The sequence below is a fragment of the Halococcus thailandensis JCM 13552 genome, from assembly GCF_000336715.1.
GTDB lineage: Archaea > Halobacteriota > Halobacteria > Halobacteriales > Halococcaceae > Halococcus > Halococcus thailandensis.
On the sequence record NZ_AOMF01000119.1, the window covers coordinates 25,401 to 38,804 of the forward strand.

Below are 13,404 nucleotides of genomic sequence, written 5' to 3' on the forward strand. Positions count from 1 at the left end.
GAGAGATCCTATGCAGTCGGACGAGGAACTCACAGCCTACCCAGAGCGTTCGCTGAGTAGTCGAATAGTGACCTGGCTTGAGCGTGGATGTACTCTCGGTGTACGACTATCGCTCGCGCTCTTGTTTGTTCTCGTCGGCATTTTTTTGCTATACGTAGTTGGAGGACTGCTTTTCATCACTGTCGGACTTTGGAACCCACAGTATCAGTTTTTGTCATTCACGTCGGACCTGTATTTCACAACACTCGGACTCACTTTCGGTTTCACCATTTGTATTGAAACTTCTTCGTTGATTGTCCTTCACTTACTCAATGGAGTCGACGGTGTTCGGAACCAGATATCGCTGTTGGCAGCGTTTGTTGGTTTTGGCTTGGGGGCAGCTCTCGTCCGGATAACCGCACTAACAGTCTTACACGGCTACTGGTCCTAGCCATGATTCTACAGCATCCCAAATATGTTCACCACAGGTAGCGTATAAACCTCTCTTCTGCATTTGCTAATAACACAAGGCTCATGTGGATAGCTATCTGACGATGCTCATGAACCCTGTCAGTCACCATGATTGCGGCGCTCGAATTGCGGTTCGAGGGGGTATCTGTCTATGATTCACAAAATCAGCCAAGCAAGAGAGCGCGCAGCTAGCAAATTCCTCGGGCTATGAATACCGATGAAAATCACACATCCGACGAAACGTGGTGGTGATGACCCAACGCGACACCGGCAGCACGTCGGTGTACGACCGGTGGATTGCGGGCGATCCGATCGAATGACGCTCGCGGACAGTTCCGATGAGACGAATGAACTGAGTGCTGGGACAATCCACCATCTGCTTCCGAGACATAATGTCCACCGTTGAACGATGACTGACCCTACTCAAGAGACGAATTCACCCGGAGATGGGTCGGGAACTGTGGAGACGGAGCTCTCCCGAGACATGAGTCTCACCGACATTACGATGATCGGTGTCGGTGCGATGATCGGTGCTGGTGTGTTCGCACTCACCGGGTTCGCTGCTGGCATCGCCGGTCCCGCGATTACGATAGCATTCGTCCTTAATGGAATCGTTGCGTTGTTCATTGCCATCTCGTACGCCGAACTCGGCGCGGCGTTCCCCGAAGCCGGCGGCGGCTATCTCTGGGTCAAAGAGGCATTAGTCGACCCGAATGGCTTCTATGCGGGGTGGATGAGCTGGTTTGCGCACGCCGTCGCGTGTGCATTATACGCCGTGACCTTCGGTGTGTTCCTCACCGAGTTTTTCGTCGTTTTCAGTGATCTCGGGCGCGAATTCGTCTTCTTTGGTTTCATTACTCGCCACGTCCTCGAAAAGGCGATCGCAGTGGTGGTCATCGCTGCGTTTGCCTACATCAACTATCGCGGCGCGGAGGAGACCGGTAGCGCAGAACTCGTTGTCGTTGCTATTAAGCTCGTGATTCTCGGGTTGTTCATCCTCTTCGGTGCCCTCGCTACGTTCAGCAACCCGAACTGGCCGGCAACGTTCCTGTCACAGCCTTCATTTGCGCCTGCCGGCATCGCCGGTATCATCGGCGCGATGGGCTTTACGTTCATCGCGTTCGAGGGCTACGAGATCATCGTCCAATCCGGCGAGGAAGTCGTCAATCCGGGTGAAAACGTCCCCAAGGCGGTGTTCTACTCGCTGCTCATCGTCGTTCCGGTCTACGTGCTCGTCGCGTTTGCCCTGATTGGAGGGCTCAATATAACGCCGGAAATCCTCGAGATTGCGGGGATCAGTCGGCCACCGGACCAAGTATTCGTCTGGCAAGTCCTCCAGAACCTCGGTGAACTCGGGCTGATTCGTGCAGCCGAACAGTTCCTCCCGTATGGTGCTCTGCTCTTGATCGTCGCCGGACTAGCTTCGACCACGAGCGCGCTCAACGCGACGGTGTACTCCTCCAGCCGGGTGTCGTTTGCGATGGGACGCGACCGCGTGCTGCCGGGGATGTTCAACAATATCCATCCCGAGAAGAAGACGCCACACGTCGCAATCATCGTCTCGATGGTGCTCATCATGGCTATGGCGGTCGCACTACCTATCGAGAGCGTCGCCGCCGCAGCGGACATCATGTTCATTCTCCTGTTCTTGCAGGTGAACTGGACGGTCATCAAGATGCGGAGTACCCACCCGGACCTCCCGCGCACTTTCGAAATTCCGTACATGCCGTGGCCGCCGATCATCGGGATCGTTCTCCTACTCATCCTGTTGCCGTTCATCATCTACGAACTCGGGCTGGAGGCCATCGGCATCGGGACCAGCAATGAGGGACTCATCGCCCTCGGTGTGACGACGATCTGGATGGCTCTCGGACTCGTCATCTACTACGGCTATTCGGCAGAGAAAGAGGACGAAAAGCTCGAAGAGGAGACTCCGACACTCACCACCGAACAGACGCCTGCCGACCGCGACTCTCAGCTTGTCGTCCCGGTTGCCAATCCTGAGAGTGCGGAGCCGTTGATGCTGAGCGCCATCGATATCGCCCGCGATATGGACGCCGAAATTCACGTCATCAGCGTCGTGACGGTCCCCCAGCAGACGCCGCTCGATGAGGGACGGGAATTTGTTGACGACGAACGCGAGACGCTTGAGGAAGCGATGTCAATTGCGGAGGAAGCTGACGTTCCAGTAAGAGGGACGATCCGGATTGGCCACGACGTTGCTCCTGCTATTTTGAACACGGTCGAACAGCACGACAGCGATGCGATTCTCATGGGGTGGCGGGGTCGTGGCCGCCGCACCGACTTCGTTCTCGGCAGCAACGTCGATCAGGTCGTGACGCAAGCCAAATGCAACGTACTCGTCGAGCGAATCAGTCCCGCCGAAGACGTCAACTCGATACTACTGCCGACGGCAGGCGGCCCTCACGCTGAGTACGCCGCGGAGATCGCACGTGCGATCGCTCGTCCACAGGATGCGCGTATCAACGTTGTGTACGTGATCGAGCCGGAAGCCGACGAGGACGAGCGCGAGAACGCCCGCGAGCGGCTGGAGTCAGCCACCAATGTCATCGACGACTATGATCGAGTCGAAAGTTCGCTTCTCGAAGGGACGGATATTGCCGAGCGTATCGTCGAAGAGAGCGACAACCACGATCATACCGTTATCGGAGCCACGAGGGAAGGCCTACTACAGCAGATCGTCTTCGGTGGCATCCCCGAGGAAGTCGGTCGACGGGCGAAGCACACGGTGATCATGGCGAAGCGCCATCAGGGGATCACGTCCCGCCTGACGCGCTGGTTCAAAAGTCAACAGCAGTAGTGAGTGAACAGACGAGGATCTACAATGAACAACAACACCGACCCGACGCCACCGGATGCAGTGCCGCCATCGATAGCGACCGAACTCGGCCAGCTCGATGGTGAATCACTCCGCGCTGTTCTCGATTATGGGCAGGCTCTCCTGAACTCTCGCATCGATCCAGCTGCGAGAATCGAGGCCGGACCGAACGAGGAAATCGTCTCGGTCGAAGATCATGGGACCCATACAACCGTGATCAAGCGTCAGGACTGCGCCGATGGGTGCGACGAGTGCCCGCATGGCCCGTATCTGTATCACGTGCGATCGGAGAGATACGTTACTGGTGAGGAAGATCTCCACTGGGCCTATATCGGGAAGGTGGTGGATGAATGTACATCGTGATCGTCGGAGCGGGCGACATCGGCACCCCACTGATCGAGGTCGCTACCGCTGGCGGCAACGAGGTGGTCGTCATCGAACGTGACGAGTCGAAGGCCGAGGCGGCCGCTGCTGCATACGACTGTCTCGTACTCAACGATAATGCCACGATCAAGGATACGCTCGAAGACGCCGGAGCCGACCGCGCGGATGCGCTGATCTCGACGACCGAACGCGATGCGACCAACATCATGGTTTGCCTGCTCGCCCAGGAACTCGACGTTCCTAACGTCGTCTCGGTCGTCCACGATCCCGAACACCTGAACGTCTTCCGGCAGATCGGCGTCAACGGGATGGAGAACCCCCAGCGACTGATCGCCGAGTATCTCTATCGCGCCGTGAAACGGCCATCGATCGTCGATTTCATGCGTGTCGGTGAACGCGCAGAGATTTTCGAAATCACCGTTGGCGAGGAGGCCCCGATTGCCGATCAAACGGTCGCCGAGGCCGACACAGACGGATTGCTGCCTGCGGAAACGCTCATTGTCGCCATCGACCGCAACGGTGAGGAACCGATCACTCCTCGTGGTGACACGCGTATCGAGGCAGGCGACTTGCTTGTGATATACTCGGCCGAAGGCGCGGTTCCCGGCGTCACAGACGTTTTCGGCCACTACGAAGACCACGCTGGAGCCCTCCGAAACAACCACCAGCGACGCTGAAATGCGTCAAGGACATACTATCGCCGGGCTCCCGGCTGATCTCGCTACGATCGTTCGTGACGTTGGTTCATTGCTCCTGATGGAGTCGGCGCTCATGGGTGGCTCCGCGCTGGTCGGACTCGCGTTCGGGGAGTACGGCGTCGCGCTCGCGTTTTTCCTCGCCGCTATCCTTACTCTCGCGGTCGGCGGGATCGCCAGACGCGTCTTCGCCGCCGCGCCCGCTCCGCGGATGAAACACGGGATGATCATCGCCGCCGCCGGCTGGCTGCTCACCGCTGTCTTCGGTGCGCTGCCCTTCTTCCTCTCGGCGCACCTGCTCTCGCCGGCCGCCGCGGCCGCCTACGTCCCCGAGGGGGCGAGCTACACCGCATCGAGCCTCCGGTATTTCGCAAATCCGCTCCATGCGATCTTCGAGTCGATGTCGGGCTGGACCGGTAGCGGACTGACGATGGCGGTTCACGAGCCGTCGCTGCCGCGCGCGCTGCTGTGGTGGCGCTCGCTGATGCAGTGGGTCGGCGGCGTCGGCGTGATCGTGCTCACCGTGTCGATCCTTTCGCGGCCCGGCAGCGGGAGCTACACGCTCTATCGCAGCGAGGCCCGCAGGGAGCGCATCCATCCGAGCATCGTCTCCACAGTGCGGACGGTCTGGAAGATCTTCCTCGGCTACACAGTTCTGGCCGTCGTTGCCCTCTTCGGGGCGCTGCTTGTGAGCGAACCCCTCCCGCCGGCCGAGGCTGCCTGGCAAGCGCTCAACCACGCGATGACCGGACTCGCTACGGGTGGGTTCTCGGTGACGGACAACTCGATCGCGACCTACGACTCGCCGCTGGTTGAGACCGTCCTCCTTCCCATTATGACCCTCGGCGCGATCGCTTTCCCGATCCACTACGCCGTCCTCAAAAATCGCGATCTCCGTGAGCTGTTCGACGACCTCCAGACGCGCTGGCTGTTCATCCTGCTTGGAGCGGGAATCGCGGTCTTGACTCTCCAGAACCTNGACGACCTCCAGACGCGCTGGCTGTTCATCCTGCTTGGAGCGGGAATCGCGGTCTTGACTCTCCAGAACCTCCAGACGTTCGCCCCGGCGCTCTCACTGCGCGATTCGGCCTTCCAGTTCGTCAGTGCGCTCTCCTGCACGGGGTTTCAGTCCTCGCCGGTCGGTCGGTGGAGTGCAGGTGGGAAACTTATCACGTCAGGAGCGATGGTACTCGGTGGAGCGGCCGGCTCGACGGTCGGAGGTATCAAGATAATCCGCGGCTATACTATCGTACGCGGCATCCGCTGGCAGTTCTCCCGGGTGTTCCTGCCTGGAAGTGCCGTTGTAAGCACCCACATCGGTGATCGGCAACTCGACAGAGAAGGGATGGAACGCGAGTTCAGCGAGGCTGCTATTGTGAGTTTGCTCTGGGTACTTGTTCTGATTGGAGGTAGCGTGATCCTCTCGAATCTGGTTGGACCGGGATTCAGCTATGCGGATGCCCTGTTCGAGGTCGCGAGNGGGTACTTGTTCTGATTGGAGGTAGCGTGATCCTCTCGAATCTGGTTGGACCGGGATTCAGCTATGCGGATGCCCTGTTCGAGGTCGCGAGCGCACAGGGTAACGTCGGTCTCTCGACAGGGATCACTGGCCCATCGATGCACCCGATCGCGGAGGGTATGCTCGTGATCAACATGTGGATCGGGCGACTCGAAATCATTCCCGTCCTCGTGTTTGCTCGATCGCTGATCTACGGAGTCAATCCGTAGCTCATTGCTATCGAAGTATATGAGATTGGCTGGGTTGATCTCGATGAGCGTAGTTTAGCAAGCTATTCTGACAGGAGATAATTACGCGGGTAGCCGTGCATGACGAATCCACCTAGCCGACCTCAGTGACGGACAAAGGCAAAGGCCAGGGTGGCGAGAGCGGCAACTATCGCCAGGACGCGGGCCGAGAGCTCGATCGATTCGTCGGCTTCCTTTCCAGTCACGAGGACAGTCCGACGACGTTCGACGAGTTGGAATCGGGTCATCTTCGCGAATACGCCCGTCACCTGACTCGTCAAGGCTGGACTGCGGGCACAGTACGGACCTACTACGCGTATATCTCTGCGTTCTGTGGCTGGGCCGTTCGCGAAGGCCACCTCGCCGAGAACGTTGCTCAGCGCCGTAATGCGACCGAGCCCATCCCCGACGACGGCGGTCACAAGAGTGGCGACCAGCAGGCATGGTCCGCCGAAGATCGCCAGCAACTCACCACCTTCGTCGACGAGCAGGCTAGTGCTGCCATCGACAATGTTGGTGAGGACCGGGAAGCAGCGATCAAAGCTTGCCGCGATCGGGCGCTCGTCTACCTACTGTCGTACTCCGGTGTACGAGGTGCGGAGATCCTTCGAGACCGGAGCGACGAGCGACGTCAGGGGCTTCGGTGGGAAGATGTTCACCTCGAAGATCGCTATGCGACGGTCTTCGCGAAAAAGCAGCGTCTCGACGATCGGGGGCTTCCTCAGCCGGTAATTCATCCCCTGCAGATGTACCAGAAAGTGCTGGATGCACCGAGCGAGAGCTGGCCGGTGTTTCCCTCGTTTCATCGCCCGACGCTCTCTCAGCAGGTGACAGATGAGTTGGACCATCGTGGATATACCAACACGGAGATCGAGGAGATGCGTACCGACCATTCGTTGATCGAACTCTGCGTCGAGTATGACATCGAANGGAGATCGAGGAGATGCGTACCGACCATTCGTTGATCGAACTCTGCGTCGAGTATGACATCGAACCACCGTCGATAACGACCGACGCCGGCCGGCACGTCCTCAAACGTCTCTGTGAGGAAGCAGATATAGAACTCAACGACGGCGAGGAATACCTGATGCCTCATGGTGCCCGGCGCGGTGCTGGTGAAGTTCTCGTGCGGACGTCAGGGCACGCGGCTGCTGCCCGAGCGCTCGACAACTCTGAAGAAGTCGTTCGCGAGCACTACTCGCATATCGAAGCTGGTGATCTTGCCGATCAGATGACCAGCGCCTTCGAAGAAGCCGATCAGAACGCGGGACTCAGCGCAGAGCGAGTGAATCCTCTTGTGAATTGCGCAGTGGACTCGGATCGAATGACACGTTGCTTAGCACCGCTTCAATATGTTCCTGCCTCTCTGCCTGAACTCATCGACGTTACCAGGTAAGGGTGTTCTTGGGACTTCGCTCAATATCCGACCGTCGCCCGCGTCAGCGGCGCGATTGATTAAATGAACCATACAGTCAGAAAGCAATTCGCCAGATTCAACCAAACTCCGGAAAGTCTCCAGGACGTTGGATAACATACGCCGGCTGGCGAGAATAATTCTCGTCGACATGTCCCGCCCCAGAGATCTTTCGCAGCTCCGATTGGGAAAATGGGTCAGCGAGCCGCCGTCCTCCAGTCACGATGAAAGTGGTTGTATCCAGTTCATCATTGTAATCGCCNCTTTCGCAGCTCCGATTGGGAAAATGGGTCAGCGAGCCGCCGTCCTCCAGTCACGATGAAAGTGGTTGTATCCAGTTCATCATTGTAATCGCCGTAGTCGTCAGTACTACTGATGTGTTCGAGGAATTCTTTGGCCGCAGCTTCATTCTCATTTGGATTGAGAATAATTCGCGAGATGTATCCGACATGGGTAACGAGCCCATCTAATCGATAATAAATCGGCATACGACCATGTGCATCAACGCCGACCCCCGCGGACGTCCATCGTTTGCCGGATCGATGGGTTATGGCATCATTATCTACCATCTCTTGAAGTCGCTGCTCGTGGTTGCTCGCTAAGACAGCGCAATCTGTGCGTTCCCGGATTGTCCGCTGCAACGGTGTGCCACTACTTCGCGATTTTGACGACGAGCGCGCGGATCGTTCCTGATACCGTTCTTTCGCACTCTCCATATGAACAAACATATCCGGAATAGAGTTATCGGAATCAGCGGCTGATACAGGTTCATCATCCATAGATCATCTATGCAATGGTTTGTTATATTAGTTGCCCCACTTCGACCCGATAGAAGTTCTTGCTCGCTAACGTGGTTGAAATGCGTCATGTACTTCGCTCGATTTGGACTCCCCGCCCGAGAGCTAATTTCGCTCACCCGTCCTTAGTTCTCTAGCTCCGAGTACACTCGTCCTGCATCGACTCTCAATGAAAACCACAAGACAGCGGGAGGTGGATTTGAACCACCGATTTGCGGGATATGGATCCGCCGGAACGCTGGCTAACCGGGTTAAATTGGTCAGAAGGTTCCGTGAGTTCTGAGAACTCGCAGTGATGTGTGTCGTCTATAACATCAAGCGTACCGTGAAACAGCGAATCCTGTCATTTTATACTACATATATTATCAAACCCTTTGAAGATACAGGCCGAATTCTGGCGGTCTCATAGTCCCTCTCGCTGTCTGTGATCTCCACCAGCAATGAGTACAGTACTAAAGTCCCGAGAGTATACCACAGAAATATGGATGCTTCCCAGATCGATGCACAAGAAGAATATCTCACAACCCTCTTTGACGACTATCGATACCAGATCCCGAAATTCCAACGCCCGTTCTCATGGACTGAAGAACACTTTCGCGATCTGATTGACGACCTAACGGACTCCTATGACGTAGGCCGTGAAGCACACTCAGAATTACTGGATGAAAGTGGCAGCTTGCAGATGGCCACGAAAGATCAGTATGAACCCTACTTCCTCGGGAGCATCATTCTAAATGCTGGAGAGGCTTCTGGCGAACGGTATGATATCATCGACGGTCAACAACGCATCACCTCGTTATCCATCCTCATCGCTGTTCTACGCGATATGATAGAAGGTACAAACACCCTAGGTGGGATGGTTCATCAGGCAGGCGACCCTTACCACGGAAAAGAAGAAACCATCCGACTGGAAGTACGGCAGCGCGATATGGATTTCTTCCGGGAAAATGTCCTTGAGGAGGGGGCAACTATAGATGCGCCGTCACCCGAGAAGGGCGAAACAGAACCAGAGGAAAACATCCTGCAAGCAATCCACGTCTTTCGAAACGCACTACAGGAGTGGCAGGAGGAAGAGGACGGTACTTTAGCCGACTTCGGTGTATTCCTTACACTACGGGTGGTAATGGTCCGCATCACCACGAACTCCCTTAGTTCTGCATTTCGGCTCTTCAACGTCACGAACGCTCGTGGAATGCCGCTGAACAATGCCGACCTGCTGAAAAGCGAGAATCTGAGCGCGATCGAGGATGATGAGAAACGCGAGCAGTACCAGCGGACATGGGAGGACATGGAAGAAGAGGTCGGCAATGAAGGCCTAGAACGGTTTATCGGCTTTATGCGGCACCTCCTCGTAAAGGAGAAGTCACGGAAATCAGTATACGACGAGTTCAAGCAGCGTGTGTTTGGCCAAAATGACAAATTCAAAGGCGAGAAATTCGTCAAGTATCTCGAAAGGGTGTTTGAAACCCATCGGAAACGCGTTTACAATGCCGAGCTAAATACAAATAGCCAAGAAGTGAACGTGTACTATCACAACCTAGTTTCGTTGATGCGTGATTTCTATCCCTCTGACGAATGGATTGTCGCACTCATCCGGTTTGACGACAAGTTTGAAGACGAAATGGCCCTGTCCTCGTTTGTTCAACGACTCGAAAAGCGGCTAACAGTAGACTGGCTTACCGGCGGGTCGTTCAATGATCGCTATAACCGTGTCTACGACCTTCTCGATGAAATCGAAGCTGCTGATAGCCCAGATGAAGTCCTTGATCTACCAGTCCTCAACGAGGAAATTCATGGCAGGAAAGACGACTTCAAAAGCAGTCTCAACATCAACAATTTCTATCGGAAAGGGCGGTATCAGTGGCCCCGATACATCCTCATGCGGCTCAACATCGAACGGTTCGACAACCGCAACAGAAAGGTAGAATATGGGAGTAACGTATCGATCGAACACATCCTTCCTCAGACGCCGACAGACGAATACTGGACCTCTCGCTTCGATGATGAGCGGATGCGCGACGACTGGGCCGACCGAATGGGTAATTTAGTGCCTCTCGATGGCCGGAAAAACTACCAAGCCAGCAACAAGCCATTCCCAGAAAAGTACGATGACTATTTCGCCAAAAAGAGCGACTTCCCGCTTGTAACGGAGCTTGAAGATTACGGTGAATGGACTCCAGAGCATCTAAGAGACCGACATGAAAAGCTGAGGCAAGAGGCTCTCGATATCTGGATGTAACCAAGCACTTCTCGACCTCTACGCCTCCGAACGTTCGGGCTCCTGCTCAGGTTCCTCACTGTCATCTTCCCACTTATCCTGCTTCGCTTTCTCGCTGTCCTCAGAGCGCATCAACACCCGATCAATATCATCATCCATGAACAGCATATCCTCCCGGCCCACCGGCTCGTAGCCATGAGTACCGGAATCATATCGCTGTGGATTTTGAACACGGACCTCGCGGTCGCGTCCAGCGCGACTGTATTCAGCTACATCACCGGTATAGAGTTCATTATCCTGAGTCTTGATGCGAATCGACCCAGCGTCACGCATGAAATTTTGCCAAGGCTGCCGAGGATTGTACGTGATGTTCGACTGTAATTGCAGGACTCTTCGTAAGCGGCCCTGCAAGTCCAGTAGGATGCCTCCACTGTAGATAATGCCGACGAGAACAGAGAAGCCGAAGATACAGGCGATGTAGTCATATCGGAAAGCCGGGGTAAACAGGACGGACGGCAGCTCGGTGAAGGCTGTAATCGGATCGTTGAAGTGTTGGTAGATAGCGAGGAACACAGTGTCAATCAGTAAGCTGGATACAAGGCTCCACACCAACAGCACAAATTGGGAGTGATCGTCTTCAAGGGCAGCGAGGCTAATGGCGGTCATCACCGCAACGAAGCCGGGTGCGACTAAAACAGCGTAGAAGGCGATCGTTCCGCTTGGAGAGGGCATTAAGACGTATAGTCGGGTTATTCGTCGGATCCGCTGGAATCGCTGCTACTGGCGCTATCCGAGGGTGAGGCCTCAGCGTCAACGCTGTTCGGAATGCTTTCGCCCTCGGCACTGGGTGAGACGTTTCCCTGCGGGTCTTTTCCACCGCTTTTCTGTGAGGTGTCGTCACCAATCTCTTTGGTGCCAGCGTTCCCACGAATGTCGGTGGTGCGTGAACGCTTCTTCGCAGAATGTTCTGTCTCAATCCGTTTGCCTTTGGACGAACTACTTTTTGAAGATTCAGAACCGGAATCGTCGCTTGAGTCGTCTCCCATTGCACGTTGATACATATTCGGTAGCAGAAAAACACCGCGATAGCAGGGTGGAAGTGAAAGAGAAGCCTCCCTGACTAGGAGCGCGGCACATGAAATTTGGTCGCGTTGACCGGAACGCGCGAAGATCTCTATGCTGAAATCAAAGAGCGTCGGCAGATCCGTGATCGGGCACGTGAGCACTTCCGCGAAGAGGAGCGTGCTCGGGAACGTGAGCGGGAGCGAGAACACCAGCAGGAGCGTGAGAAAGAGCGTGATCGCGAGAGTGGATTCGGTCGTGGTCGGTAGATAAGCGTCCATTGGCGGGCGTCTACCGTAGTTCTATGAGTGAGTATGCAGAAGTGCGCATATGCCTCGGATCACCGCAACCGTTGATGAAGAACATGTGGCGTTGATAGAAGAATTATCGAGTGACGACGGGCGGTATGCATCGAAGTCAGAAGCTGTGCAAGAGTGCATACAAGCGTATGAGCGGGTGGCTGAGTTGGAAACGGAGAACGATCGGGTCCGCCGCGAGAAACGTGCAGTCATCAACCAGCGTGACGAGCATCGTGAGCTTGTTGAATACGTTGACGGTGAACGTGAATTGCAGCGGATGGAACGAGAACGTCGTAACGCTTCGATATGGCAACGAGCCAAATGGATGATATTGGGACGGAAATAGGGGTGATGCGCAAAGAATATTCTCAGTCTTCTGAGTCTTCTAATTCTTCTTCCGGAACTGCGTTGACTAGTCTCTCGAATTGGTATGGCCCCATGTCAAAATCTGGATCGCCCGGAATTGTTGTTGGTTCTAATCGACTACTTGAGATTGGTATGGAAGAGTCGCCATCTAATACACCTGATAAGGATTCTTTGACTGTCTTAGATGATTCTGGAGCCATGTGGATTGTTTCTATCAACTCGGCGATGTCGACAGTTGTGTTGAATCCATCTGTTGCTGGTACATCATTTGGGAAATGGTCGCTATCTTTAGTATCGTATGGGAGTGGTCCAGAAGGAGTAAAGGCGTCTTCGTCGCTCTCATCTGCTGGCTCTCCAATAATGTCTGTTGATTGGTATATTATCCTGAGTTCTTGTTCGTGACTGAAACTCTTCTCTTTTAGTTGGTACAAATCGGTCATCTTCGGTGGGCGTTGGCGTGAAAATAGCGTTTCTAATGATTCTCTTGATTGGCGGTCAAGATCGTCAGGACTTGCGTTGTAATCAGCGTAGAGAACTGGCGCAATGTATGTTGTCCCACCATTTGGCTCTTTGACAGCAGATGATAGCTTGCCAACAGTGCTCTGTATTGCGACTGATTTGTTTGACCTACCATATAAATCCCACATAGCCATAGATTCGCCTTCGTTGATGTGCCAGCAGCTCAGGAAGGTGGCTTCTCTCATTCCTTCAGCATACGCTTTCATCATTTCCTCTGGGTCTGTATCGCTACTATCTTCGGGAGTGTCTGCAAGAATTTCTCCGTAATTCTTGTCTGATATTTCCGTGAGGGCAGTGGGAACTGATCCCTCTAGTGAGTCATCAAAGCAGTCGGATCGGTGTAGGTGTATTTGGTTGGTCTGAAGAGTCCATATAAGGCTTTCATAGTCCATATACCGCCAAATCTTGGTATCGTTGGTCAGGAGATGGGATGTGAGACGTTCCATGTAAATGCCAGGACGTCAGGGCTCGATATAATACTTCTCAAATTGTGGTAGTGTCTAGTTGAGAACCTCCTCGGCGGGTGTTCGTCCATCGAGCGCCTGATTCGGTCGGTCATGGTTGTAGTGATGCTTGGAATCGTCGCAGCCAGCGCCGTAGTCCCTAGCGAAAGTT

The 13,404-nt window shown here is 54.9% G+C and carries 8 protein-coding genes and 3 pseudogenes; 7 read left to right on the forward strand and 4 right to left on the reverse strand.

Annotated elements, in window-relative coordinates; translation table 11 throughout:
* Nucleotides 1–859 precede the first annotated feature (859 nt).
* The 6 genes and pseudogenes from C451_RS05495 (at nucleotide 860) to C451_RS05520 (ending at nucleotide 10,564) form a co-directional block, all read left to right on the forward strand.
* Nucleotides 860–3,271, forward strand: coding sequence for an amino acid permease (locus C451_RS05495; RefSeq protein ID WP_049912985.1), 2,412 nt, complete (start codon nucleotides 860–862; stop codon nucleotides 3,269–3,271).
* Between the two features lie 24 nt (nucleotides 3,272–3,295).
* Nucleotides 3,296–3,652, forward strand: coding sequence for a hypothetical protein (locus C451_RS05500; protein ID WP_007738570.1), 357 nt, complete (start codon nucleotides 3,296–3,298; stop codon nucleotides 3,650–3,652).
* Nucleotides 3,640–4,350, forward strand: coding sequence for a potassium channel family protein (locus C451_RS05505; RefSeq protein WP_007738571.1), 711 nt, complete (start codon nucleotides 3,640–3,642; stop codon nucleotides 4,348–4,350). Before C451_RS05500 ends, C451_RS05505 begins: the two co-directional genes overlap by 13 nt.
* Nucleotide 4,351: 1 nt before the next feature.
* Nucleotides 4,352–6,096, forward strand: a pseudogene (locus C451_RS05510) (TrkH family potassium uptake protein).
* A 125-nt stretch (nucleotides 6,097–6,221) separates the two neighbouring features.
* Nucleotides 6,222–7,378, forward strand: a pseudogene (locus tag C451_RS05515) (site-specific integrase); the annotation flags it as partial.
* A 1,428-nt stretch (nucleotides 7,379–8,806) separates the two neighbouring features.
* A complete protein-coding gene (locus C451_RS05520; protein ID WP_007738573.1) occupies nucleotides 8,807–10,564 on the forward strand; it encodes a DUF262 domain-containing protein in 1,758 nt (585 codons plus the stop codon).
* An 18-nt stretch (nucleotides 10,565–10,582) separates the two neighbouring features.
* Here the strand turns inward: C451_RS05520 and C451_RS05525 are convergent, their stop codons facing one another.
* Nucleotides 10,583–11,275: a DUF6338 family protein gene (locus tag C451_RS05525; RefSeq protein WP_007738575.1), complete on the reverse strand. Its 693-nt coding sequence runs from the start codon at nucleotides 11,273–11,275 to the stop codon at nucleotides 10,583–10,585.
* A gap of 17 nt (nucleotides 11,276–11,292) precedes the next feature.
* Nucleotides 11,293–11,886, reverse strand: coding sequence for a hypothetical protein (locus C451_RS05530; RefSeq protein ID WP_007738577.1), 594 nt, complete (start codon nucleotides 11,884–11,886; stop codon nucleotides 11,293–11,295).
* Nucleotides 11,887–11,935: 49 nt separating this feature from the next.
* Here C451_RS05530 and C451_RS20960 point away from each other — a divergent pair, with 49 nt between their 5' ends.
* The gene (locus C451_RS20960; protein ID WP_080503514.1) at nucleotides 11,936–12,250 is read left to right on the forward strand and encodes a hypothetical protein; all 315 of its coding nucleotides are present in this window, start codon (nucleotides 11,936–11,938) and stop codon (nucleotides 12,248–12,250) included.
* A gap of 22 nt (nucleotides 12,251–12,272) precedes the next feature.
* On the opposite strand, the gene C451_RS20965 is transcribed toward C451_RS20960, so the two are convergent.
* Together C451_RS20965 and C451_RS21950 are read right to left on the reverse strand one after the other, a co-directional pair.
* Nucleotides 12,273–13,235, reverse strand: coding sequence for a DUF2971 domain-containing protein (locus C451_RS20965; RefSeq protein WP_080503515.1), 963 nt, complete (start codon nucleotides 13,233–13,235; stop codon nucleotides 12,273–12,275).
* A gap of 54 nt (nucleotides 13,236–13,289) precedes the next feature.
* Nucleotides 13,290–13,386, reverse strand: a pseudogene (locus tag C451_RS21950) (IS6 family transposase); the annotation flags it as partial.
* Nucleotides 13,387–13,404 lie beyond the last annotated feature (18 nt).